This is a genomic window from Kribbella voronezhensis (assembly GCF_004365175.1).
In the GTDB taxonomy this organism is placed as follows: Bacteria; Actinomycetota; Actinomycetes; order Propionibacteriales; family Kribbellaceae; genus Kribbella; species Kribbella voronezhensis.
On sequence record NZ_SOCE01000001.1, the window covers coordinates 3,294,146 to 3,315,109 of the forward strand.

A 20,964-nucleotide genomic window follows, 5' to 3' on the forward strand; every position below is an offset into this window, starting at 1 on the left:
ACGGGTCCCGCCAACCATCCGCCGATGGGCGGGTCCGGCATCATCCCCGGGTCGTACGCAGCAGCGGACGGCACCGCGCCGATGGTCGGTGACCATCGGCGCGAAAGCCTTGTCCAGCAGGGGTTTCAGTGCGCCGGCGCGAAGTCGATGAAGCCGACCACCTCGAGGATCTTGCCGCTCGGGGCGAGCGTGACGACATCGGTGCCGCCGGCCACCGCGGGCTGACCTTCGGCGGCGAGCTCCCAGGTCCAGCGCAGCCGGTTGTGGTGCTCGTCGATGCTGCCGGTGCGGGTGAAGCGGTAGCCCGGGAACATCTCGTGGGCGGTCTGGACCGTCTTGCTCAGGCCGTCGTGGCCGGTCACCTCGAAGGTCGGGTCCACGAACATCGCCTCGTCCACCCACAGGCCGGCGATGATCTCGGCCCGGGCCTCGGCGTCGTCGCAGTTCCACATCGCGAAGTACTGGTCGGCGATGGTGGCGGCGGTGCTGGTCATGGTGACTCCTTGGGGTTCGTTCGGTTGATGCCGAGAACCTTGCCGCCGCGGGCCGGTGCCGGTCGATGACGTCACAGGTAATGGCGGTGATCACCTCAGCGGTTACGGTCTGAGGCATGACCGTGTCAGTCGAAGAGACCTTCCAGCGTCCAGTGGGGGAGCTTCTGCGCGGTTGGCGGGAGCGTCGCCGGCTCAGTCAGCTCGAGCTCGCCAACCAGGTCGAGGTGTCGACCAGGCACGTGAGCTTCGTCGAGACCGGCCGCTCGAAGCCGAGCCGCGAGATGGTGCTGCGTCTGGCCGAGCATCTCGACGTACCGCTGCGGGATCGCAACCAGTTGCTGCTCGCCGGCGGGTACGCGCCGATCTACACCGAGACCTCGCTGCACTCCCCGGCGATGCTCGCGATCCGCTCCGCGCTGCGCCGCCTGCTCAAGGCGCACGAGCCCTACCCAGCGATGGTGGTGGACCGTTGGTGGAACCTGGTCGAAGCCAACGAAGGGATCAGCCTGTTCACCGAGGGCGTCGCCCCTGAGTTGCTGACGGCACCGATCAACGTCCTGCGGCTGACCCTGCATCCCGACGGCCTGGGCGGCCGGATCGTCAACCTGGCCGAGATCCGGGCGAACATACTGACCAGCCTGCAACGCCAGATCATCAGCACCGCCGACCCGGACCTCCAGGACCTGTACGACGAACTGCACGGGTACTCCGGCCTCTCCAGGCCTGACCACCCCGGCCCCGCCGAGGTCGTCATCGCGATGAAGGTGCGCCACGGCGAGCACGAACTGTCGTTGCTGAGCACGATCGCGACCTTCGGTACGCCGGTCGACGTGACCGTGTCCGAGCTGATGATCGAGCAGTTCTTCCCCGCCGACGACGCCACCGCCGAACTACTCCGGGAGCTGTGATGGCCGACCTGCCCGACGACCAACTCGCCGACACCCGCGAACTCCACCTGGCCTGGCTGGACTACTACCGCCGGACGGTCGAGCGGAAGCTGGCCGGGCTGACCGAGACCGAACTGCGGACCAGCCGGTTGCCGTCGGGCTGGTCACCGCTGGAACTGGTCAAGCACCTGGTCTGGATGGAACGTCGCTGGCTGCGCTGGGGCTTCGTGGCCGAGCCGTTCGACCAGCCCTGGGGTGATTCGGGCGGGACCGAGGACCAGCCCTGGCAGCTTGCCGACCGCGACACGGTCGACAGCTTGCTGACCGCACTGCTGGCCGGCGGCGAACGGACCCGCCAGGTTGTCGCGGGTGCCTACGACCTGGCAGAGCACGCCGCCGCCGGCGGAAGGTTCAGCGCCGGGAACGAGACACCCACGCTGAACTGGATTCTGTTTCACGTCCTGCAGGAATATGCCCGGCACGTCGGCCAGCTCGACATTGCCCGCGAGCTGGCCGACGGCGGCACCGGCGAATAGAGGAGGGGTTCTACCGGTGTGACGGCAGCCCGCTGGGCGGCTGCGTGGGCAGGGAAGGCAGGCTCGGCGTGGCGGTGGGCCACGTCGGCTTGGTGGTCGGCCACGTCGGCTGACCAGGCAGCGTCGGCTTGGCGGTCGGGACCGGCGGCAGGGTCGGCTTGCCCGGCAGGTGCGGCTTGCCGGGCAGCGACGGAGCCTGAGTCGGCACCGGCAGGGTCGGCTTACCCGGAAGGGTCGGTGCAGCCGTCGGAAGCTTGTCGCTCACACACGGCGGCAGCTCGGGCTTGCCCGGCAGCGTCGGCGCGGCCGTCGGCAGCGTCGGCTGACCAGGCAGCGTCGGCTTGGCGGTCGGGACCGGCGGCAGCGTCGGCTGACCCGGTAGCGTCGGCTTCGCAGTGGGTACGGGCGGCAGCGTCGGCTTGCCCGGCAGGTGCGGCTTGCCAGGCAGCGACGGGGCGCCGGTCGGGACCGGCAGGGTCGGCTTGGTGGTCGGCACCGGCGGCAGCGTCGGCTTCCCCGTGAAGGTCGGCTTCGGCAGTGTCGGCTTCGGCAGAGTCTGCTTCGGCAGGGTCGGCTTGCTCGGCAGCGACGGCGTCGGGACCGGCGGCAGCGTGGGCTTGCCCGGTAGGTGCGGCTTGCCGGGGAGCGTCGGCTTGGCAGTCGGCAGCGACGGCTTGGGCACGGCGACCGTGACCTTGACGCTCGCCTGCACCTTCACCTTGTCCGGCACCTTCACCGACGGCAGGCAGGTCGGGTCGACCTGCGCGGGCACCTCGACCGGCGGCTTGCTGCCACCGGCCAGCAGGTTCCGTACGTCGGCAGGCCCGCCGACCGCGGCGGACACCGTTGCGACAGTGCCGGCGAGAGCAGTCACGCCCGCCGCGGCCAGTCCTCGGCGGAGCCAGGCGAGCCGGCGGCCACGACGCATCAGGTCGGCCGGGTCCGGCTGGAAGGGCTCCAGGTCGTACTCAAGCGCACTGCGCACCCGAGAGTCGTCACTCATGCGTTTCCTCCAACAGTGGTATCGATCAAGTCGGGTGCCAGACGCAGCTTGCCCAGAGCCCGGGACGCGGTGCTCTTCACCGTCCCGGCGGCCATGCCGAGCAACTCGGCGGTCTCCGCCTCGGAGAGATCCTGCGAGTACCGCAGCGCGACCACTGCCCGTTCCCGGACGGTCAGGCCGCCCAGTGCGGACAGCACGGCCTCCCGGGTCTGCACCTCGCCCGCGAAGTCCGCGACGGACCGCTGGTCCCAGTCGTTCTCGACCGGATCACTGGGTACTTCGTTGGACCAGCGCCGGCGAGCCTGCGAGAGGAACCGGTTCACCAGCACCCGGCGTACGAACCGGAGTGGGTCACCGTCCAGCCGATGCCATTTCGGATAGGACCGCATCAACGCTTGCTGCACGAGATCCTCGGCCGTGTGCCGGTCCCCGCAGAGCATTTCCGCGAAGCGGAGCAACGGGGTCGACTGGGCCTGCACGAATCGCTCGAAGTCGGCGTCCGCGGTCCGGGTCATCGGTTCTCCTCTGCCTCTGTCACACCGGTCCAAACCCGCTGGGTCACCACTTCGGTTCTGTCTGTGCACGAACTCGTTGGAAGAAATTTATTCACGAGCTATACAGACCCACCGAATGTTTGTCACATTAGGTGGGCCGGGTGTCGCACCCGGTAGCGTCCCTTCACCGCCCCGGAGGTTCCGCCCATGCCTATCACCCGTAAACCGAAGGCCGCACTGTGTCTCGCGGCGGCCCTGGCCGCGCTGCCCCTAGGCGCGTCCGTCAGCCCCGGCTTCGCCGCCGGGCCGTCCCCGGTCGCCGTCGCGTCCCGGCCGGTCGACGGCTCCACCAACGTCCACGCCGACGGCAGCCGGATCGTGCTCGGCGACGGCGCCGCCACGATGGGGTCCGTCGAAGTCCGGCAGCGGTCCGGTATCGCGAACCTGGCCCCGGTTCGCTTCGGCGCCGCCACCTCGGCCGTCGTCGTCGGCTACCAGGCCGGTACGCCGGACGGCTCGACCGCCGAGGTCGACGTACGAGCGCTCGTCGGCGACCGGTGGACCGAATGGACGCCGGCCGCCTCGGGATCGCCGACGGCGCTGCCCGCGGCGAGCGACCAGGTCCAGCTCAGGATCATCGTGCTCGCGCCGCCGAAGGGCGCCAAGCCGTGGGTCAGCTCGGTCAGCGTCGAGCCCACGAACGCGGTCCAGGCCGGCACCATGACGATCCAGGCCGCCCCGCTGAAGTCGCGGGTCTACGCCACCCGCGAAGGCCTGGTCGGCGGTACGACGGCCAACGGGCACGTGATCGCCAGCCGCGACCACTTCGTCGCCCTGCCGTCGCGCCGCGGTCTCGCCAGCAATGGTTCGGGCACCTACACCGTCAAGGTCTGCACGACCAGCGGCAGCCGGTGCGCGTTCGAGCCGGTCTGGGACGTCGGTCCGTGGAACACCAAGGACGACTACTGGAACCCCAGCGCGACCCGGGAGATGTGGAAGGACCTCGCGCAGGGCAAGCCGGAGGCCCAGGCGGCGTACCAGAACGGCTACAACGGCGGTAAGGACCAGTTCGGCCGGACCGTCGCCAACCCGGCCGGTATCGACCTGGCCGACGGAGTGTTTTGGGACGCGCTCGCGCTCGGGGACAACTCCTGGGTGGACACGACGTACCTGTGGACCGGGACCGGTGGCCGCGGCACGGTCTCGATCTCGTCGGGCTACCTCAACATCCGCAACACGGCGAGCTCGTCCGGCGCCGTCGTCGGGATGGCCGGCAAGTCCGCGCAGGTGACGGTCGAGTGCCAGACCACCGGCCAGAGCGTCTCCGGCTCGCAGGGCACCACCAACATCTGGCTGCGGGTCAACGCGGGCATGTACGTCTCGAAGGCGTGGATCAACGCGGGCAGCTTCGGCGCCTGCTGACACCTACCTCGCGTCCGAAGTACTGATCACCAGTACTTCGGACGCAAGGTGGTCCGCTACTTCGGCAGTGGGTTCTCGGCGTTGTCGGGGAACTGCTTGATCAGCTTCCCGGCCGCGTCGTAGACGAAGACCGCCAACTCGTTGTGATCCGGCCCGGTGACTCGCGTGACGGACGTCCCGGCGCCGGGGGTCTGCCTCGGCTGCTTTCCGGCGTTCACCAGCGCGTTCGACTCGACCCAGCCGGGGATCCCGGCGAGCCGGTAGACCTTGGCGTACCACGCCTTGTCACCGCGGGTGTAGACCACCGTCGCGACCTTGGAGTTGCGGAACACCGAGTTGGCGACGACGGCCTCCCCCGAGCCCATGCTCTGGATGCCCGGCGAGGTGCCGTCGCCGAGATTGGCGTTGCCGACGGTGGCCCGCCAGCCGAAGGGCTCGTACGGCTCCTCGCCCGGCGCGTGACTCACCAGCGCCCATTGCGTTCCCTTGGTCCGGAAGGTCACGTCCGCAGCGATCTCGACCGAGCCGTTCGCGGGCAGCACACCGGCGGCCGGCGGCTTGTTCTGGAACACATACTTGCCCTTGGCAACAGCCTTGGGCGCGACCTGCGGTACGCCGGCTGCCTGGTCGACCTGGCTGGGCTTGGATCCGTCTCGAGCCACCACCGGTGGCTTTCCGCTGGTGGCAGCCGGAACCCCACCGCCGCCGGCCGCCGGCGGCTCCGCACCGGCGCTTGGCTTACCGGTCCCGGCGATCGCCGCTCCGGTGATCGTGATGCCGGCCACCGCGGCGACCGCGAGTCCGGTCACCGCCAGCCGGGCGGCCCGGCCGGACGTTCTCGACTGCTTCATTCGGTTGCCCTCCACAAGGTTCGGCGTGGTCCTTCAAGCACAAGGACGCCGCACCCCCCAGAAGGGTTCTTCACTTCGCCAGCGGATCCTTGCCGCTGCCGAAACTCGCGAGCAGCCGGCCGGTGGCGTCGTAGGCGAAGACCGACACGTCGTCGCCGACCGGCGGAGCCGGGGTCACCCGCGTCCCGGCCGTGATGGTCGTCGGCGTGGCCGGGGCGGCGATCACCGCCGAGGACTGGACCCAGCCGGAGATCCCCCCGAGTCGATAGACCTTCGCGTACCAGGCGTTCTTCCCGCTGGTGTAGAGGACCGTGGTGACGCGGGGACCCTTGAAGACCGAATTGACCAGCAGCCCGGCGCCGGCTCCGGCGCTCTGGATCCCCGGATCGGTGCCGTCACCCAGGTTCGAGTTGCCCACCGTCGCCCGCCACCCGAACGGCTCGTACTGCGGTTCGCCAGGGAGCTGGCTGATCACGGCCCACTGCGTTCCACGAGTCTGGAAACGGTAGTACGGCGCGATCGGCACCGACCCGTTCGCCGGCAGCTGCCCGACTGCCTGCGGCTCGTTCTGGAAGGCGAACCCCGAACCGTGCGGAGCCGACACGGACGGCCCCGACATCGTCGGCGGCGTACTGGACGGGGTACCAGCCGGGCTGCTCGGCGTACCGGCGAGTGGGAGCGCAGAGGGCTCGCGGCCGCCCTGGTCCGTTGCGGCGAACAGGCTTCCGGCAGCGACCACGGCGACCGCCGCCGAGGCGACCCCGGCCGCGACCACACCCCTGGTACGACGGCGGCGGCGCGCACCGGCGATCACCTGGGCCGCGTCGAGCGGGGTCAGTTCGTCAGGGTCGGCCTGGAGCAGGTCGCGCAGATCGTTGTCGTTCATGCCTTCCCTCCTACGTAGCTGGCGCTCAGCTCCGGGACCGCCCGCAGTTTCTGCAGGGCCCGCGAATGCGCGCTCTTGATCGTGCCGACCGCGACACCGAGAACGGAGGCGGTCTGGGCTTCGGTGAGATCCTCGACGTACCGCAGGACGATCACGGCCCGTTCCCGGCGGGTCAGGGTGTCGAGCGCGGCGTTCAGGACCAGCCGGCGTTCGATCCCGTCGGCCGGATCGCCGACCGACCGATGGAAGTCCGCGTCGAGCTCGGCCGACGTACCGCTGGGCCGTTCGCGCCAGAGCCGCCGCCGCAGCCAGGACAGGTGCTGGTTGACGACGGCCTGCCGGACATAGCCGAACGGGTCGCCCATCTCGATCCGGTCCCAGCGCAGGTACGCCTTCTCGAGTGCGGTCTGGACGAGATCCTCCGCGAGGGTGGCGTCACCACACAGCATCCGGGCCAGGTGAACCAACCGCCCCGACCGGGCGACGACGAACGCGGTGAAGTCCTCGTCCCGCCCTGCCGACTGCCGCATTCATCCTCCTGTCATCCACTCGTCCCTGCTTACGAAGACGCGGGGGAAGCGACGAAGGTTCTGTCGGTCCGAGAAGATTCCGTCAGTGGGACTGCAGGTGGGTGGACTGCAGGTCCACCGAGAAGGTCCGGGGCAGGTTCGCCTGGACCAGATCGGCGGCCAGCCGGACCCGGTCGCGACCGGCGGCCTTGGCGGCGTACATGGCCTTGTCGGCGCGTTGCAGCAGGTCGTCGACGGTCATCCCGTCGGACGGGTAGACCGCGACGCCGATCGACACGGTCAGATGCAGGGTCTCCGGATCCAGGTCCGGGTCGTCCAGGACCCCGGCACACATCGCGGCCAGCGGGCTCGCCGCGACGGCGTTGCGCAGCCGGTCGGCGGTGACGGTCGCGTCGGCCACGTCGGTGTCCGGCAGCGCGATCACGAACTCCTCGCCACCGAACCGGCCGATCACGTCCTTGGTCCGGATCGCACTCCGCAGGATGGTCGCGACCGCCCGCAGCGCCTCGTCGCCGACCAGGTGACCGAGCTGGTCGTTGACCTGCTTGAAGTGGTCGATGTCGATCAGCAGCACGGCCATCGGCTCGCGCTGGGTCCGCGCGTTCCGCAGCATCTCCTCGGTCCGGCGCCGCCACCAGTCCACCCGGCCGAGGCTCGTCTTCGGATCGGTCTGTGCCTCGGTCTCGAGCTGGCTGAGCAGCAAGGCCCGCTGCGCGGTGAGCGTGATCGGGATGGCGATGAAGGCGAACCACGGGCTGACCAGGCTGGCCGCCGCGAGCAGGCAGCCGAGGGTGGCAGCGGTCGCGTCGACACACCAGTCGTCCTTGTCGCCGACGGTGTCGCGCCGGCCGCTGCCGGGCAGGATCAACGAGATCGCCAGCCCGCAGAGCAACATGTCGGCCACGACGTACGCCGCGGCGCCGGCCACCATCGCGACGACGAGCCCCAGCGAGTTGTCGCCGGTCAGCTCACGCGCGTTGACGAAAACGGCGTGAGCGGCGCCGACCGCGAGCACATGCACGGCGGTGGAGAAGGCCCAGCGGTACGGGATGCACTTGCCGGCGCGAATCCGCCACCAGATGCGCAGCAGCACCGCGACCAGGATCGCCAGTGCCGGCTGCAGCACGACCGCGGCCGCGATCATCCAGGCCGACGCCAGGTCCTTGTGCAGCGCGCCGCCCCGGCGGCGGCGGCTCTCGACCCGGCGCGCGCCCTCGACGGAGATCAGCGCCGACGCGGTCAGCGCGAACACCACGTCGATCCCGCGCCACGACGGCAGGCCGGCGAAGGCCTTCACGCCGTACGCCAAGGCGCCGAGGTCGACCAGCGCGACGACGCAGAACGCTGGGACCGTCAGGGTCCACAGCGCCCATTTCCGCACCGCACGCCTACTCTGCGCAACCATTGGTTCCCACGGTACGACGAGTAAGGGTTCCGTCCCAATCCGCGACGGCGCGCTGTGGATGACGACTTGGAAACGAAGTCAGCTGGTTGAGAATTCAGTCGTTTGATCAAACATCATCGATCGAACGGTGCTCTACTCCTGATCCAGCCGGCCGAGCAGCGCCAGCAGCGTCTTGCGCTCCGCCGCGGACAACGGCGCCAGCAGCTCGAGCTCGGCGGCATAGATCAGCTTGTCCATCTCCGCCAGGGCCGCCTTCCCCTTCGCCGTGATCGCGACGATGTTGCGCCGCCGATCAGCCGGATCCGTACTGCGGACGACGTACTCCAAGTCGCCCAGTTCATCCAGCAGGGTGACCAGGTCGCTGCGGTCGAAGACGATCCGGTCGGCGAGTGCGCTCTGGGTCGCGTCACCGTCGTCGGCCAGGCTGGCGAGCACGTGGTAGTGCTGCGTCTTGGCGCCCGCGTCGGCCAGATGCCGGCGGATCAACCGGCGCGACTGGTAGCTCGCGCGGCCCAGGTGCCAGATGACCCGGTCGCCGTGGCGGTGCTGGGACGTCTTCACCCGATCCACTCTAGGTGCCGGATCGCCTTGACTAATTCGTAGGAGATTCCCATGATTGGAATCTCCTACGAAGCGGATGAGGTTTCAAAGATGCGGGCAGTGCGCTATCACCAGCACGGCGGTCCAGAGGTTCTCCAGCTCGAGGAGGTGCCGGCTCCGGTGCTCACCGGCGGACAGGTGCTGATCGAGGTCGAGGCGATCGGCGCGAACGTGATCGACGCCGTCTTCCGCCGTGGCGACGGACCGTGGACGCGGCCGCTCCCGGGCAAGCTGACCGGTGACGTCGTCGGCCGGATCGTTGCCCTCGGCCCCGACACGCCTCGCGAACTCCGGACCGGGCAGCGGGTCGCCGCCCTGTCCGAGGACGCCTTCGCCGAGCAGGTCGCCGCCGACGCCGCGTGGCTCGCTCCGATCCCCGAGGATGCGGACGCCGGCCAGGCCACCATGCTCTCGATGACCGCGCCACTCGCCCTGCGACTGCTCAGAACCGCCGAGGCCGGCGCCGATGACGCCGTACTGATCCAGTCCGCCGCCGGGACCGTCGGTCATCTCGCAGTCCAGCTCGCCCGTGCTCTCGGCGTGAAGACAGTGATCGGCACGGCGTCGTCGCCGGCCAAACTCGACTTCATCCGCGCCTGCGGGGCCGACCTCGCCGTGGACCTCAGCGACGCCGACTGGCCGGACCGGATCCGCGAACTCACCCCACAAGGCGTCGATGTCGTCCTCGACTCGGTCGGCGGCAAGGTGTTCGACCAGGGTCTCGACCTGCTCGCACCGCTCGGCCGGATGGTGAGCTACGGCGCGATCAGCGGCGACCTACCGACCGCACCGATCCAAAGCCTCTTCCAGCTGAAGTCGGTTACCGGCCTGTCGATGCTCGCCTGGCGCGCGGCCCGCCCCGCGGAGGCGTACGCCGACATCACCGAGGTCATCCGGCTCTTCGAAGCCGGCGACCTCAAGCCGAGGGTCCATGACACCTATCCACTCGCCGACATCGCCGAGCTCCACACCGTCCTCGACAATCGCGCCAACCTCGGCCGGTTGATCGCGACCACCGGCGCCCACGCGTGAGCCTTACCCGTTGAAGAAGTCCGTCAGCGCCGGGGCGAGAACTTGGGGTGGCACCTGGTGGAATTCGCCGGGGAGGCCGAGGGTCCGGGCGTTCGGGAGGGCCGCGGCGGTTTCTCGTACCGACCTCTGGAGCCAGTCCGGGCTCGACGTGCTGTACAGCGCGAGCACCTCGACCGAGACGGACGCCAGAAGATCCATCGGTACGGCGCTGTCGCCCATCTGCAGCGCGTCATAGACCAGCGTGGGCGCCATCGCCTCCAGGGACTTCCACATCGGGGTGTTCTTGAACCCGTCCACCAGTTCCTGCGGCTGACCGACCGCCTCGACCATGAAGAGCTCGGCGGCACCTCCAGGGTTTCGGGCGGCGACGAACTCCTGCAGGCGTTCCAGATAGCGATCGGGCGCGGGCGGCGCACCCTCGACCCGGAAGGGCGGCTCCATCAGGCTCAGCTTCTCGAATCCCACCCCGGCCGCCATGGCACGCAGCAGCACCATCACGCCAGACGAATCGGCCGAGGCGAAGACGGCGCCGGTCGTCTCCTGCAGAGCGGCGAGATCCTCGACCTCCCGCTCCACCGAGTACGGCGTGGTGTCGGTGCTGTCGCCTCGACCGCGACGGTCGTAGGTGATCACCGTGAACGACGACGCCAGCTCCGTCGCCAGCGGGACGTAGTGCGAGCGATCGGTGAAGGCACCGGCGATCAGGATCAACCCCGGTCCACTGCCGAACCGGTCGTAGGCGATTGACGTTCCGTCGGAAGAAATGACCTTGTCCATACCCAACCGTCGAGCGACTCCGCTCAGCCGGGACAGTCGCCGACTGTGACCTCAGTCACATCGGGACAGTCTGCCGGTCGAGGCGGCCGGATGCCTCGGTCAGTTGCTGACGTGGGCGGTGCTGTCGAGCCAGTGCTGGGCGAGGTCGAGGTCGCCTTCGATGTCGATGCCGGTGGCTTCGCGATCGGTGAGCGCGAGCCTCCGGGTCATGGTGAGCAGCAGCGATGCCGCTGGGCCGGTGATCGTCACATCGGCCTGTCGGCTTCCGGGCTGCCAGGTTGCCCCGTCGGGTCGTCGCTCGACGAGCCAAGCGCCCCCGTCGCTCTCGACGTCGGTGGCCAGCCATTGCAGGGTCTGGCCGGTGCCGCGGATGGCCTGAGCGGACTCGGGTCGCTGTAGCTCCCAGGTCGGCGAGGTGAGCATCGTGAGGTGGTTGCTGACGAGCGCGGCTGCGATCTCGGCGTCGACGACTGCCGTCGCCCCGGCGGCGTTAGCCGTGCTCACCGCGTTGGCTGTGCCCGCTGCGGTGGCTGCATCGAAGCCGTGGACCACCGACTCGTTGAGCATGCTGGTCAGCCAGAACTGCGTGCCGGATCGCCCGTCGCCCGACGCGTTGAACACTGGCGCGTCGAGTGCGTCGTCGGAGCAAGCGTCCGCGACCCGCTGTGCGGACTCCGACAACCAGGCGTGCCATTCGCCGGGATCGGCGGGCAGTACGGCCAGTTCGGTGGGCAGTTGGGCGGGGTCGGTGATGCGTCGCTCGATGATCTCCGCGACCCAATGCTGGGTCCGCCCGACGTGCTCGACCAGGTCGGTGACAGTCCACTCCGGAGCAGTCGGCACGGCGGCGTCAGGTCCGGCCTTCACCGCTGATTCCGCCAGCCGCCGGGTGTGGTCGACGATCGCCTGCCGGGTCTGTTCCGCGCTCAGTTTCCGCATCGTTGTTCCTCTCAGGGTCGGTCTGCTGCCTCAGACTCTGCTGGAGGACGTTTACGGTTTCTTTCCGGTTCTCTACCGCGGCCGGAACAGCTTGCCTCAGCGGCGACGGCGGGCGGCGCCGAAAAGGCCGCGGACGATCTCGCGACCGGCGGTCCGGGCGAACTGCTTGAAGGCCGACGAGCCGACGACCTGCTCGACCACCGACTTCTCGTGCTTCTGCGGGCGTTGCGCCTTCGGCTCGGGTGCGGGCTGGTCCTGCTTCTCGGCCTCGGCCTGCGCGGCACCGGCCTGCACCGCCGCGGCCAGCTTCTCGTACGCCGATTCGCGGTCGATCACCTGCGAGTACTTCGCGTTGAACTGCGAGCCCTGTACCGCGGCGGTCAGCTGCTCGGCCGTCGCCGGCGCCATCAGCGACTGCGGTGCCCGCAGGCGGGTCCAGGCGACCGGGGTCGGCGCGCCCTTCTCGTTCATCACGGTCACGATCGCCTCGCCGATGCCCAGCTGGGTGAGCACCTCGGCGAGATCGTAGGTCGAGGTCGGGAAGGTGGACACGGTCGCCTTCAGCGCCTTCGCGTCGTTCGGGGTGTGCGCGCGGAGCTGGTGCTGAACCCGCGAACCGAGCTGGGCCAGCACGTCGTCCGGCACGTCCTTCGGGGTCTGGGTGACGAAGAAGACGCCGACGCCCTTCGACCGGATCAGCCGGACGGTCTGTGCGATCGCACTCAGGAACGCCTTCGACGCGTCGGCGAACAGCAGGTGCGCCTCGTCGAAGAAGAACACCAGCTTCGGCTTGTCCATGTCGCCGACCTCGGGCAGGTCGTGGAACAGGTCCGCGAGCAGCCACATCAAGAAGGTGGAGAACAGCGCCGGCCGGTCCTGCAGGTTCGGCAGTTCCAGCAGCGAGATGACGCCCTTGCCGTCACGGGCCTGCATCAGGTCCGCGGTGTCGAACTCGGGTTCGCCGAAGAACGCCTCGGCGCCCTGGTCCGCGAACCCGATCAGCGACCGCAGGATCACCCCGGCCGTCGCGGCGGACAGCCCGCCGAGCTCCTTGAGGTCGTCCTTGCCCTCGTCACTGGTCAGGTGCGTGATGACCGCGCGCAGGTCCTTCAGGTCCAGCAGCGTCAGACCCTGCTTGTCGGCGTAGTGGAAGATCAGGCCGAGCGAGGACTCCTGGACATCGTTCAGCCCGAGCACCTTCGACAGCAGCACCGGACCGAACGAGGTGATGGTGGCGCGGACCGGGATGCCGGTGCCCTGCCCACCCAGCGCGTAGAACTCGGTCGGGAAGCCGGTGGCCGTCCACTCCTGACCGATCGTCTTGGTCCGGGCCAGCAGCTTGTCGTTCTCCTGCCCGGGCTGGGAGATACCGGACAGATCGCCCTTGATGTCCGCCGCGAACACCGCGACGCCGGCCGCCGAGAGCTGCTCGGCCATCAACTGCAGGGTCTTCGTCTTACCGGTACCGGTGGCGCCGGCGACCAGGCCGTGCCGGTTCACCATCGACAACGGGATCCGCACCGCGGCCTCGGGCTTCGGCTCTCCGTCGACCAGCAACGCACCCAACTCGATGGCCGGTCCCTCGAACGCGTACCCCTGCTTGACGGTCTCCACGACGTCCGGTGTCTCGGCCATGTCAGCGATGCCTTTCGAAAAGACGAAGTTTCCCCTGCGCTCGGCATGCTAGTGCCCCGGATCCGAAGTTGGGTGAACCTCAGACCCGGGGCACCCGGATTCGCATCAGCGGACGACGACGACCTTGGTCGCGCCGGTGGTGAAGGACCAGATCGTGTCCGACATCGACCTGGAGACCCGGATACAGCCGTGCGAGGCACGCGCGTTGGTCCCGAGCAGCCAGTCGGCGTGGATCTGCGCGCCGTTCGACTTGTACGTCGGGATCTGGTGGAACCCGATACCGCAGGAGGCGAACCGGACGAAGTTGTTCAGGTAGAGCCGGCCACCGTCGGTGTTCCGCTTGATCCGGCCGGCCCGCCCACACTTCGAGCCGGACGTATAGGTGCCCGGCCTCAGGTACGTCGGGTTGTCGATGATGCCGCCCTGGCGCACCACCTTGCCGCCGGCATCGATCAGCCAGAGCCAGTTCTGGGACTGACTGAGCACGATCCGCCGTCCCCCGCCACTGCCGGCCGGGACCGCCCGGACGTCGCAACGCTTCGCCGAAGCGGCCATCAGCCGCGAGTACGTCGTACCGGCGAGTGAGCCGTTCTGCGCCATCTTGTTGGCCGATTGGAACCGGGTGGTGGCGGCCTGGGTCATCGCGCCGATCTTGCCGTCGACCGGGCCCGACGTGCAGCCCAGCTTGTTCAGACGGGTCTGGGCCGCCTTGTTCTGTGCGACGGTGAGCGCGTCCGCCGGGATCGTCGTACCGGCGATCGCGACCACGAGCGCCGCCGCACCCATCCCGAGTCTGGTCAGTGTTCTCATCACTACTCCCCCTGTCGAAGCACTATCCCCATTGGACGCCTGACCGGGGTAAAAGGTTGAGCGGTCCCGGCGAGTTCGCCGGTGACATTCCCGACCCCTCGCGAGACCCCTTCTGTGGCTAGACTTCGGTGGGTGATCTTCAAGCGCGTCGGGGAGGAGCGGCCGTACCCCGACCATGGGTACAAGCCGAAGGACTGGTCCGTGCTGCCACCGAGGCAGGTGCGGCTGGACCAGCTCGTCACGACCAAAGGCACCCTGGACCTGAACGCGCTGCTCGACGAGGACTCGACCTTCTACGGCGACCTGTTCGCGCACGTGGTCGAGTTCAAGGGTGAGATGTATCTGGAGGACGGCCTGCACCGCGCGCTTCGGGCGGCGCTGCAGCAACGGCTGGTCCTGCACGCCCGGGTCCTGGTCGTGGACTAGCCAATGAGTCGGGGGACTGGACAATGAGCGCTCTGCAGCCGCAGCCGAGACCGCACTCGCGGATCCACTGGCGGACGCCGATCACGATGGTCGTGTTGCTGGGCGTGCTGTTCGGCGGCACCTGGTGGGGCTGGAACTCGCTCACCAATTCGAGCGCCGAGCAGAACTGCGTCGAGCAGAAGCTGCCCAACAACCGGCTGGTGCCCAAGCAGGTCGTGGTCAACGTCTTCAACGGCGGCGCCAAGGCCGGCACGGCACAGCGCACCGCCGAGGAGCTGCGCAAGCGCGGCTTCAACGTCAAGAAGGTCGCCAACGAGCCGAAGGGCAACAAGACCGACGTCGTCGCCGTCCGCGGCAACGCGGCGGACTCGCCCGAGGTGCGGCTGGTGGCCGGCCAGACGAGTCAGGCCGCGGAGAAGATCGGCGACAAGCGCGCGGACCACACCGTCGACCTCGTCGTGGGCGTCAAGTACACCCGGCTGAACCTCAAGGGCATCCCCTCGATCGCGGTCCCGGCCGACAGCACCGTCTGCCTCCCGTCGGTCCGCCCGAGCCAGCCCATCCCCTCCGGCCAGAACCCGAACTAACCCGTACGCCGACCGGCCGGCCTGATTCTCAGAGCTGTTCGCGGCCGCGTTCGCCGAACCAGCCGGCCAACCGGCCCGCTCGGCTGACGGCGCGCAGCCGGCGAACCGTTTGCTCGCGAAGCGGGCTGGGCGCCACGACGAGGACGGCGTCACCGGCTCGCAGTACGGTCCGTCGCTCGGGGACGAACGCCTGCTGGCCGCGGATCACCAGCGAGACCGACACCCCCGCGGGCAGCCGGAGTTCGCCGATCTCGACACCCGCCAGCCGCGACTCGCTCGGGATCTGCACCTGGAGCATGTCCGCCCCGAGCGACTCCAGCGGCGCGACGTCGATGTCGACCTCGTGCGCGGCGTTGTCGTCGAGGACCTTCAACCGCTTCGCCAGCCACGGCAGGGACGGCCCCTGCAGCAGCGTGAACAGCACCACGAGGACGAACACCACGTCGAAGATCCGGTCCGCCTGCGGCACCTTCTCGGCCAGCGGAATGGTCGCCAGCACGATCGGCACGGCCCCTCGCAGCCCCGCCCAGGCGATGAACGTCTGCTCCTTCCACGGGATCCGGAAGGGCGTCGCCGACACCGTCACCGCCGCGAACCGGCCGACCACCGTCACGGCGATCCCGATCACCAGCGCGAGCAGTACGTCGGTCAGCCGGATCCGGCTCGGCGAGGCGAGCAGTCCGAGCATCACGAACAGCCCGATCTGGGCGAGCCAGGCGAACCCGTCCACGAACGACCGGGTCGCGATCCGGTGCGGCAACTCGGCCCGCCCGATCACCAGGCTGGTGACGTAGACCGCGGCGAACCCTGAGACGTGCAGGAGCACCGTGCCCCCGGCGTACGAGATGAAGGCCAGCGAGACGATCGCCAGTGGGTAGAGGCCGGCCGAGCTGAGGGCCACCCTGCGGAGCAGCATCACTGCCAGTACGCCGACCAGCAGTCCGACCACCGCGCCGACGACCAGCTCGTAGGCGACCAGGCCGGTGAAGTGCCACAGCCCTTTGTCGCCGATGCCGCCGGTGCTCACCAGCGTGACCAGAAGGACCGTCGGGGCGTCGTTGAGGCCCGACTCGGCTTCCAGCGCGCCGCGAAGACGCGGGCGGATCGGGACGCGGCGTAGTACGGAGAAGACTGCTGCGGCGTCGGTGGGTGAGGTAACGGCACCGAGCAGGACGGCCAGCTGCCAGTCCATGCCGAGGAGGAAGTGCGCCACGCAGGCGACGACGCTGACGCTGATCGCCACGCCGACGGTCGCGAGGACGACGCCGAGCGGCATCACCGGGCGGACCTCGTTCCACCGGGTGGTCAGGCCGCCCTCGGTCAGGATGATCACCAGCGCGGCGAACCCGAGGGCGTGCGCGAGCTGAGCATCCTCGAACTGGATCCCCAGGCCGGACTCACCCAGTGCGACGCCCATCCCGAGGTAGATCAGCAGCGACGGGAGCCCCAACCGGCCGGACAGCCGCACGGCGACGATCGCCACCAGCAGTACAGCGGCGCCGGCCAGCAGGATCCGGTCGAGTTCCGTGACGTCCACAGCGGCCCTCTCGGGTCGGGGACTGCAGCTTAGTAGAGCCGTGCCAGAGGCAACGAATCAATCTCGCGCAAGAACCGTCCCCACGCAGCTCCTCCGCCGCAGCTCCCACCCACCCGCCAGGCGCAGCTCCTCCGTCGCCGCTTGAGTCGGTGGTGCCCCCGGCGGCCGAGTGCAGGTAGTCGCGGGGTGGAGAACGCTCACACCCGCCCGCCGTCCACCCCCTCGCCATCACCCAGCGCGTCTCGCCCTCAGCCGACGTCTCGCCCTCACCCGGCGTCTCGCCCACCCGGGCGTCTCGCCCACACCCGGCGTCTCGCCCACCCGGGCGTCTCGCCCACACCCGGCCTCTCGCCCTCACCCGGCGTCTCGCCCACCCGGCCGTCTCGCCCACCCGGGCGTCTCGCCCTCACCCGACGTCTCGCCCTCACCCGGCGTCTCGCCCTCACCGGGCCTCGTCGGCGCGCGGTGTGTTTCGCCGTCGGGTGGGGTCAGTTGTTGGTGTCGAGGGCTGTTCTGAGTTGGGTCAGCCACTCGGTGGCCAGGTGGCGGCCGTTGGGGAAGTGGTCGGCTTTGTCCCAGCGCCAGGTGGTGATCATGGCGAGCATGAGGAGGCGGCAGTCGCGGAGGAGGGCTTGGTCGACGTCCGGGTAGTGGTCGCTGACCTCGCCGGGGGCATGGGCGAGGTCGAATTCGATCGGGCCTCGGCAGCAGGTCTCGAGGTCGATGAACAGCAGGCCGTCCTTGGTGTTGAGGAGGTTACCTGGATGCGGCTCGCCGTGCAGAAGCTGCTCGGCGGGGTGGCGCTCCTGGACAGCTTGTTCGAGACGTCGCAGCGTGGTGATCAGGAGTTCCCGGTCGGCGTCCGCGAGTTCCGGGGTGCGGTCGGGGCTGGCGAGGAGTTGCTGCGCGTCCTCGACCCGATCGGTGAAGTGCGGGGTGGGGAACTCGACCTTGCGCATGCCGGCGTGCAGTCGCTCGAGCGCGCCGGCGTACTCGGCCGGTGGGACGGCCTCAGGCGCGACGGGTTCGTAGTACGTCCAGAGCGTGACCGTGAAGTCGTCGCGCTCGTAGACGCGCGGCTCCACCCGGGGCTCGAGGGCCGCAACCGGGCTGCCGACCGCGGCGAGGCGTTGCGCGAGCTCGATCTCGAACAGGGCGACCTGTTCGGTCACCGGCGCCACCCGGGCCATCACGTCGCACGGCACCAGCCGCAGGCTGAGCTTGTTCGATTCGTGCAGAACGATCGTGTCGTCGACCGGCAGCCCGAGTGACGAAGCGATCGATTTCGCCGCCAGCACCGCACGCCGGCCCGCTGTCCCCTGCATCTGTCGCCTCTCGTCCGAGCATCAGCTACGAAAAGACGAGGACCCTGACGCATCACACAGCATCAGGGTCCTCGGCGTTACTACCACCCGGAGGTGGTTGGCGGTGGCGGAGGGATTTGAACCCTCGGAAGGGGGGTACCCTTCACGCGCTTTCGAGGCGCGCTCCTTCGGCCGCTCGGACACGCCACCGCCGGAGAGGCTATCAAGACCTATGGCCGTTGAAGAAATCGCGTAGCCGCGCGCCCGCTTCGTCGGCCATCACACCGCTCACGACTTCGGGTCTGTGGTTGAGTCTGCGGTCCCGTACGACGTCCCAGAGCGACCCCACCGCGCCCGCCTTCTCGTCGTACGCGGCGAACACCACACGGTCGAGCCGGGCGAGCACGATCGCGCCCGCGCACATCGTGCAGGGCTCCAGCGTGACGACCAGGGTGCAGCCGGTCAGCCGCCATTCGCCGACGTGTTCGGCCGCCGAACGGATCGCCAGGATCTCCGCGTGGGCGGTCGGGTCGCCGGTCTCCTCGCGCTCGTTGTGACCGCGGCCGATCACCTCGCCGTCGGCGTCCACCACGACCGCGCCGATCGGTACGTCGTCGCCGGCCTGCTCGCTCTCCGCGAGCGCCAGGGCCATCAACGACGCCCAGCGCCGGTTCACCAGCGGGCTAACCAATGGCTTCGAGCGCCTCGTGGAACTGGTTGCCGAAGCCGAGCGTGTCGGCGATCTCCTCGAGCATCTCCTCGGGGTACAGGTCGACGTCGTCGATCAGCGCGCCGAGATCCATCGCGCTCATCCCGAGGTCGGCGACGACGCCGAGGTCGCCGGCCGGCACCTGCTCGTCGTCGTCATCGGCGAGCGGGATGTCGAGTTCGTCCAGGACCTGTTTGGCCAGCGGCCACTCGGTCGCCGCGGTCACGTCCGACAGCAGCAGCCGGGCGCGGCCGCCGACCACCCGGAGCAGGACGAAGAAGTCCTCGTCGACCGAGATCATCCCGATCACCCCCGACTCGCCGGGGTAGCGCCGCAGCGCCGACACCAGGGCGGACAGGTCCGGCTCGCCGCGGAGGACCAGCGGAGTGACCGTCCAGACCCCGTCCTCTGCGTAGGCCGCGACGGCGAAGTCGAGTTCGGTGGTGGTCATCGGCCCAGCCGTGGGATCAGACACCCGCTCATCGTCGCAGACTCGCGCAACCGGTGGGAGGTGTTCGCGGTCTCGACGAGGTATCAGTGCCGCCCCGATCGACGCACGTTCACCGACAGTCACCCCCGCACTCGGTACGCCGGTACGCCCGGGACACGGCGTACCGGCGTACCGGCGTACCGATGAGCGCTACGGCTGGACGGTGAACGGACCGAAGGTGCCCGAGGTGCTACTGGCCGCCCGGGGCAGTGTCGTGGTGTAGCGAAGGACGGCGGTGAAGGTCTCGCCGGCCGCGAACGGGACGGACCAGTTGTTGTAGAAGTAGCCGGTGCTGGTCGTGGCGGAGCCACTCACCTTCCGCCAGGTGGCATCGCCCGGACGCTTGGCGAGCACCTCGACCAGGGCATTCGCCACCGGACCACGTGAGCCGTCACTGCGGCGGATCTTCAGGAACCCGAAGCTGGACATCTTGGTCCCGAACTTCACCGGCGGTCCGGCCGTCGGGGCCACCAGTCCGGACAGGTAGGTCGGCTGCTGAGGCAACTGCCGGACTGTGACTGCCACATCGCGGCTCCAGGGCGAGTTGTCGAGACCGGGGCCGGACACGACCACCCGGAGGCGGAAGGTCCCGGCAGCGTTCGGCTTCCAGTAGCGGGCGTACGAGCCGTTGGCCGCGGTGTAGTTCGCCGAACCGGCTGCATGCCAGGCGCCGTCGCGGAAGATCTCCAAGCTGGTCATCAGCTTGCCGGGATAGGCCGTCCCGGACACCTTCCACAAGGTGTTCACGTACGCCGTGGTCGCCGCCGTCAGGTAGCTCATCGCCAGCAGTTTGTGGGCGGTCACGAAGTCCGTGCTCGCCGAGCTGACAGTCGCGGTTTCGGTGACGGTGGCGCGCAGGGTGGTGTTCTGGGTGAAGGCGGCCGTGGCGCGATAGCGGCCGCCGGCGTCGGATGTCGCGGTCGCGATCGGGCTGCCGCTCTGGTGAACGAGGCTGACCGTGCGGTTCGGGCTCGGAGCGAGTGCCCCGGTGCCTGTGTACTGCTGCAGCACCCCGGTGATCGTGGTCCGAGCCGTGCCGCTGGTACGTACCGGTTGATCCACCGTGAGATGACTGGCTCGCAGCACCCGGAAGTGGACGTCGGTGGCCATCACCTTCGTCCCCCAGGTGATCTTCGTGATCACCCAATCGCCGGCGCCGTCGGACAACGGCACGGTCAGGTAGCCGAGCTTGGTCCAGGTCGGCGGCATCGTCGTACCGCCGTCCTGATCGAGCGGCACCACGGTTCGGTGGCTTCCGTCGGCCTTCTGGACGGAGGCGGTCATTCCACTGCAGGTCTGCTCGAGTCCGTCGGTGAAGCTCCGCACGTTGATCGGCGCCTGGATCGGAGCGTTCGACATGACGTTGTGGAAGATGCCGGGGCCGACCCCGAGATACACGGTGCCGAGACACCAGTCGTCGGGGACGGGATCGGCGGCTGATGCCGTCAATGCTCCGGAGGCCGTCAGCAGGAGGCCGGCGAGGAGGACAGCGGTGAGAGAACCAGGACGACTACGCATGGCGACTGCTCCCAGCAGGCCGTTGGTGAGACCGAGGACGATCCCACTCGACCTGCTTGATGCGGTGGCGGAGCCGAAGGTTGCGGTTCCGG

At 69.2% G+C, this 20,964-nt stretch carries 23 protein-coding genes and 1 tRNA gene; 6 read left to right on the forward strand and 18 right to left on the reverse strand.

The annotated features are described in order from the left end of the window. Positions 1-125 precede the first annotated feature (125 nt). Entirely contained in the window at positions 126-494 is a 369-nt protein-coding gene (locus tag EV138_RS15040) for a nuclear transport factor 2 family protein (RefSeq protein ID WP_133979557.1), read from the reverse strand. Positions 495-610: 116 nt separating this feature from the next. Between EV138_RS15040 and EV138_RS15045 the strand changes: the two genes are divergently transcribed. Both EV138_RS15045 and EV138_RS15050 read left to right on the forward strand, forming a co-directional pair. After that, complete coding sequence (locus tag EV138_RS15045) at positions 611-1,402, forward strand: helix-turn-helix domain-containing protein (protein ID WP_133979558.1); 792 nt, start codon at positions 611-613, stop codon at positions 1,400-1,402. Continuing rightward, the gene (locus EV138_RS15050) at positions 1,402-1,917 is read left to right on the forward strand and encodes a DinB family protein (RefSeq protein WP_133979559.1); all 516 of its coding nucleotides are present in this window, start codon (positions 1,402-1,404) and stop codon (positions 1,915-1,917) included. The genes EV138_RS15045 and EV138_RS15050 overlap by 1 nt, the downstream gene beginning before the upstream one ends. Before the next feature lie 10 nt (positions 1,918-1,927). Here EV138_RS15050 and EV138_RS15055 read toward each other — a convergent pair whose 3' ends face one another. Both EV138_RS15055 and EV138_RS15060 read right to left on the reverse strand, forming a co-directional pair. Further along, the gene (locus EV138_RS15055) at positions 1,928-2,920 is read right to left on the reverse strand and encodes a hypothetical protein (protein WP_133979560.1); all 993 of its coding nucleotides are present in this window, start codon (positions 2,918-2,920) and stop codon (positions 1,928-1,930) included. Continuing rightward, positions 2,917-3,435, reverse strand: coding sequence for a SigE family RNA polymerase sigma factor (locus EV138_RS15060; RefSeq protein ID WP_133979561.1), 519 nt, complete (start codon positions 3,433-3,435; stop codon positions 2,917-2,919). The genes EV138_RS15055 and EV138_RS15060 overlap by 4 nt, the downstream gene beginning before the upstream one ends. Before the next feature lie 186 nt (positions 3,436-3,621). On the opposite strand from EV138_RS15060, the gene EV138_RS15065 reads away from it, so the two are divergent. Beyond that, complete coding sequence (locus tag EV138_RS15065) at positions 3,622-4,836, forward strand: DUF8814 domain-containing protein (protein WP_133979562.1); 1,215 nt, start codon at positions 3,622-3,624, stop codon at positions 4,834-4,836. Positions 4,837-4,892: 56 nt separating this feature from the next. Here EV138_RS15065 and EV138_RS15070 read toward each other — a convergent pair whose 3' ends face one another. From EV138_RS15070 to EV138_RS15090, 5 genes are all read right to left on the reverse strand, one after another. Continuing rightward, the gene (locus EV138_RS15070; RefSeq protein ID WP_133979563.1) at positions 4,893-5,687 is read right to left on the reverse strand and encodes a hypothetical protein; all 795 of its coding nucleotides are present in this window, start codon (positions 5,685-5,687) and stop codon (positions 4,893-4,895) included. A 70-nt stretch (positions 5,688-5,757) separates the two neighbouring features. Next, positions 5,758-6,573 (reverse strand): hypothetical protein, encoded by an 816-nt coding sequence (locus EV138_RS15075; RefSeq protein WP_133979564.1) that lies wholly within the window; start codon positions 6,571-6,573, stop codon positions 5,758-5,760. Beyond that, entirely contained in the window at positions 6,570-7,103 is a 534-nt protein-coding gene (locus EV138_RS15080; protein WP_133979565.1) for a SigE family RNA polymerase sigma factor, read from the reverse strand. Before EV138_RS15080 ends, EV138_RS15075 begins: the two co-directional genes overlap by 4 nt. A gap of 82 nt (positions 7,104-7,185) precedes the next feature. Further along, positions 7,186-8,508, reverse strand: a complete 1,323-nt coding sequence (locus tag EV138_RS15085; RefSeq protein ID WP_133979566.1) for a GGDEF domain-containing protein — start codon at positions 8,506-8,508, stop codon at positions 7,186-7,188. A 132-nt stretch (positions 8,509-8,640) separates the two neighbouring features. Beyond that, entirely contained in the window at positions 8,641-9,069 is a 429-nt protein-coding gene (locus EV138_RS15090; protein ID WP_166678598.1) for a MarR family winged helix-turn-helix transcriptional regulator, read from the reverse strand. Positions 9,070-9,159: 90 nt separating this feature from the next. On the opposite strand from EV138_RS15090, the gene EV138_RS15095 reads away from it, so the two are divergent. Then, entirely contained in the window at positions 9,160-10,140 is a 981-nt protein-coding gene (locus EV138_RS15095; protein WP_133979568.1) for a quinone oxidoreductase family protein, read from the forward strand. 3 nt (positions 10,141-10,143) lie between these two features. Here EV138_RS15095 and EV138_RS15100 read toward each other — a convergent pair whose 3' ends face one another. The 4 genes from EV138_RS15100 to EV138_RS15115 form a co-directional block, all read right to left on the reverse strand. Continuing rightward, positions 10,144-10,917, reverse strand: coding sequence for an alpha/beta fold hydrolase (locus tag EV138_RS15100; protein WP_133979569.1), 774 nt, complete (start codon positions 10,915-10,917; stop codon positions 10,144-10,146). 99 nt (positions 10,918-11,016) lie between these two features. Next, positions 11,017-11,856, reverse strand: coding sequence for a maleylpyruvate isomerase family mycothiol-dependent enzyme (locus EV138_RS15105; protein WP_133979570.1), 840 nt, complete (start codon positions 11,854-11,856; stop codon positions 11,017-11,019). A 96-nt stretch (positions 11,857-11,952) separates the two neighbouring features. Beyond that, the gene (locus EV138_RS15110; protein ID WP_133979571.1) at positions 11,953-13,491 is read right to left on the reverse strand and encodes a helicase HerA-like domain-containing protein; all 1,539 of its coding nucleotides are present in this window, start codon (positions 13,489-13,491) and stop codon (positions 11,953-11,955) included. A gap of 105 nt (positions 13,492-13,596) precedes the next feature. Then, the gene (locus EV138_RS15115) at positions 13,597-14,301 is read right to left on the reverse strand and encodes a L,D-transpeptidase family protein (RefSeq protein ID WP_133979572.1); all 705 of its coding nucleotides are present in this window, start codon (positions 14,299-14,301) and stop codon (positions 13,597-13,599) included. 132 nt (positions 14,302-14,433) lie between these two features. Between EV138_RS15115 and EV138_RS15120 the strand changes: the two genes are divergently transcribed. Both EV138_RS15120 and EV138_RS15125 read left to right on the forward strand, forming a co-directional pair. Beyond that, complete coding sequence (locus EV138_RS15120) at positions 14,434-14,727, forward strand: type II toxin-antitoxin system VapB family antitoxin (protein WP_020388608.1); 294 nt, start codon at positions 14,434-14,436, stop codon at positions 14,725-14,727. Between the two features lie 23 nt (positions 14,728-14,750). Next, positions 14,751-15,314: a LytR C-terminal domain-containing protein gene (locus EV138_RS15125; protein ID WP_133979573.1), complete on the forward strand. Its 564-nt coding sequence runs from the start codon at positions 14,751-14,753 to the stop codon at positions 15,312-15,314. 28 nt (positions 15,315-15,342) lie between these two features. On the opposite strand, the gene EV138_RS15130 is transcribed toward EV138_RS15125, so the two are convergent. From EV138_RS15130 to EV138_RS15155, 6 genes are all read right to left on the reverse strand, one after another. Continuing rightward, entirely contained in the window at positions 15,343-16,851 is a 1,509-nt protein-coding gene (locus EV138_RS15130; RefSeq protein ID WP_133979574.1) for a potassium/proton antiporter, read from the reverse strand. 488 nt (positions 16,852-17,339) lie between these two features. Then, on the reverse strand, positions 17,340-18,176 hold the full coding sequence (locus EV138_RS15135) for a phosphotransferase (RefSeq protein ID WP_133979575.1): 837 nt from the start codon (positions 18,174-18,176) through the stop codon (positions 17,340-17,342). A gap of 98 nt (positions 18,177-18,274) precedes the next feature. Continuing rightward, positions 18,275-18,365, reverse strand: a tRNA-Ser gene (locus tag EV138_RS15140). A 13-nt stretch (positions 18,366-18,378) separates the two neighbouring features. Beyond that, positions 18,379-18,807 (reverse strand): nucleoside deaminase, encoded by a 429-nt coding sequence (locus EV138_RS15145; RefSeq protein ID WP_133981923.1) that lies wholly within the window; start codon positions 18,805-18,807, stop codon positions 18,379-18,381. A 31-nt stretch (positions 18,808-18,838) separates the two neighbouring features. After that, positions 18,839-19,339 (reverse strand): tRNA adenosine deaminase-associated protein, encoded by a 501-nt coding sequence (locus EV138_RS15150; protein WP_369410791.1) that lies wholly within the window; start codon positions 19,337-19,339, stop codon positions 18,839-18,841. A gap of 165 nt (positions 19,340-19,504) precedes the next feature. Then, positions 19,505-20,872 carry a hypothetical protein gene (locus EV138_RS15155; RefSeq protein ID WP_133979576.1) on the reverse strand — a complete coding sequence of 456 codons (1,368 nt, stop codon included), beginning with the start codon at positions 20,870-20,872 and terminating at the stop codon, positions 19,505-19,507. Between the last annotated feature and the right edge of the window lie 92 nt (positions 20,873-20,964).

Bases quoted from the DNA above. Each gene is read 5' to 3' on its own strand.
- EV138_RS15040 (WP_133979557.1), bottom strand. From the start codon at position 494: ATGACCAGCACCGCCGCCACCATCGCCGACCAGTACTTCGCGATGTGG.
- EV138_RS15045 (WP_133979558.1), top strand. From the start codon at position 611: ATGACCGTGTCAGTCGAAGAGACCTTCCAGCGTCCAGTGGGGGAGCTT.
- EV138_RS15050 (WP_133979559.1), top strand. From the start codon at position 1,402: ATGGCCGACCTGCCCGACGACCAACTCGCCGACACCCGCGAACTCCAC.
- EV138_RS15055 (WP_133979560.1), bottom strand. From the start codon at position 2,920: ATGAGTGACGACTCTCGGGTGCGCAGTGCGCTTGAGTACGACCTGGAG.
- EV138_RS15060 (WP_133979561.1), bottom strand. From the start codon at position 3,435: ATGACCCGGACCGCGGACGCCGACTTCGAGCGATTCGTGCAGGCCCAG.
- EV138_RS15065 (WP_133979562.1), top strand. From the start codon at position 3,622: ATGCCTATCACCCGTAAACCGAAGGCCGCACTGTGTCTCGCGGCGGCC.
- EV138_RS15070 (WP_133979563.1), bottom strand. From the start codon at position 5,687: ATGAAGCAGTCGAGAACGTCCGGCCGGGCCGCCCGGCTGGCGGTGACC.
- EV138_RS15075 (WP_133979564.1), bottom strand. From the start codon at position 6,573: ATGAACGACAACGATCTGCGCGACCTGCTCCAGGCCGACCCTGACGAA.
- EV138_RS15080 (WP_133979565.1), bottom strand. From the start codon at position 7,103: ATGCGGCAGTCGGCAGGGCGGGACGAGGACTTCACCGCGTTCGTCGTC.
- EV138_RS15085 (WP_133979566.1), bottom strand. From the start codon at position 8,508: ATGGTTGCGCAGAGTAGGCGTGCGGTGCGGAAATGGGCGCTGTGGACC.
- EV138_RS15095 (WP_133979568.1), top strand. From the start codon at position 9,160: ATGCGGGCAGTGCGCTATCACCAGCACGGCGGTCCAGAGGTTCTCCAG.
- EV138_RS15100 (WP_133979569.1), bottom strand. From the start codon at position 10,917: ATGGACAAGGTCATTTCTTCCGACGGAACGTCAATCGCCTACGACCGG.
- EV138_RS15105 (WP_133979570.1), bottom strand. From the start codon at position 11,856: ATGCGGAAACTGAGCGCGGAACAGACCCGGCAGGCGATCGTCGACCAC.
- EV138_RS15110 (WP_133979571.1), bottom strand. From the start codon at position 13,491: ATGGCCGAGACACCGGACGTCGTGGAGACCGTCAAGCAGGGGTACGCG.
- EV138_RS15115 (WP_133979572.1), bottom strand. From the start codon at position 14,301: ATGAGAACACTGACCAGACTCGGGATGGGTGCGGCGGCGCTCGTGGTC.
- EV138_RS15125 (WP_133979573.1), top strand. From the start codon at position 14,751: ATGAGCGCTCTGCAGCCGCAGCCGAGACCGCACTCGCGGATCCACTGG.
- EV138_RS15135 (WP_133979575.1), bottom strand. From the start codon at position 18,176: ATGCAGGGGACAGCGGGCCGGCGTGCGGTGCTGGCGGCGAAATCGATC.
- EV138_RS15145 (WP_133981923.1), bottom strand. From the start codon at position 18,807: ATGGCCCTGGCGCTCGCGGAGAGCGAGCAGGCCGGCGACGACGTACCG.
- EV138_RS15155 (WP_133979576.1), bottom strand. From the start codon at position 20,872: ATGCGTAGTCGTCCTGGTTCTCTCACCGCTGTCCTCCTCGCCGGCCTC.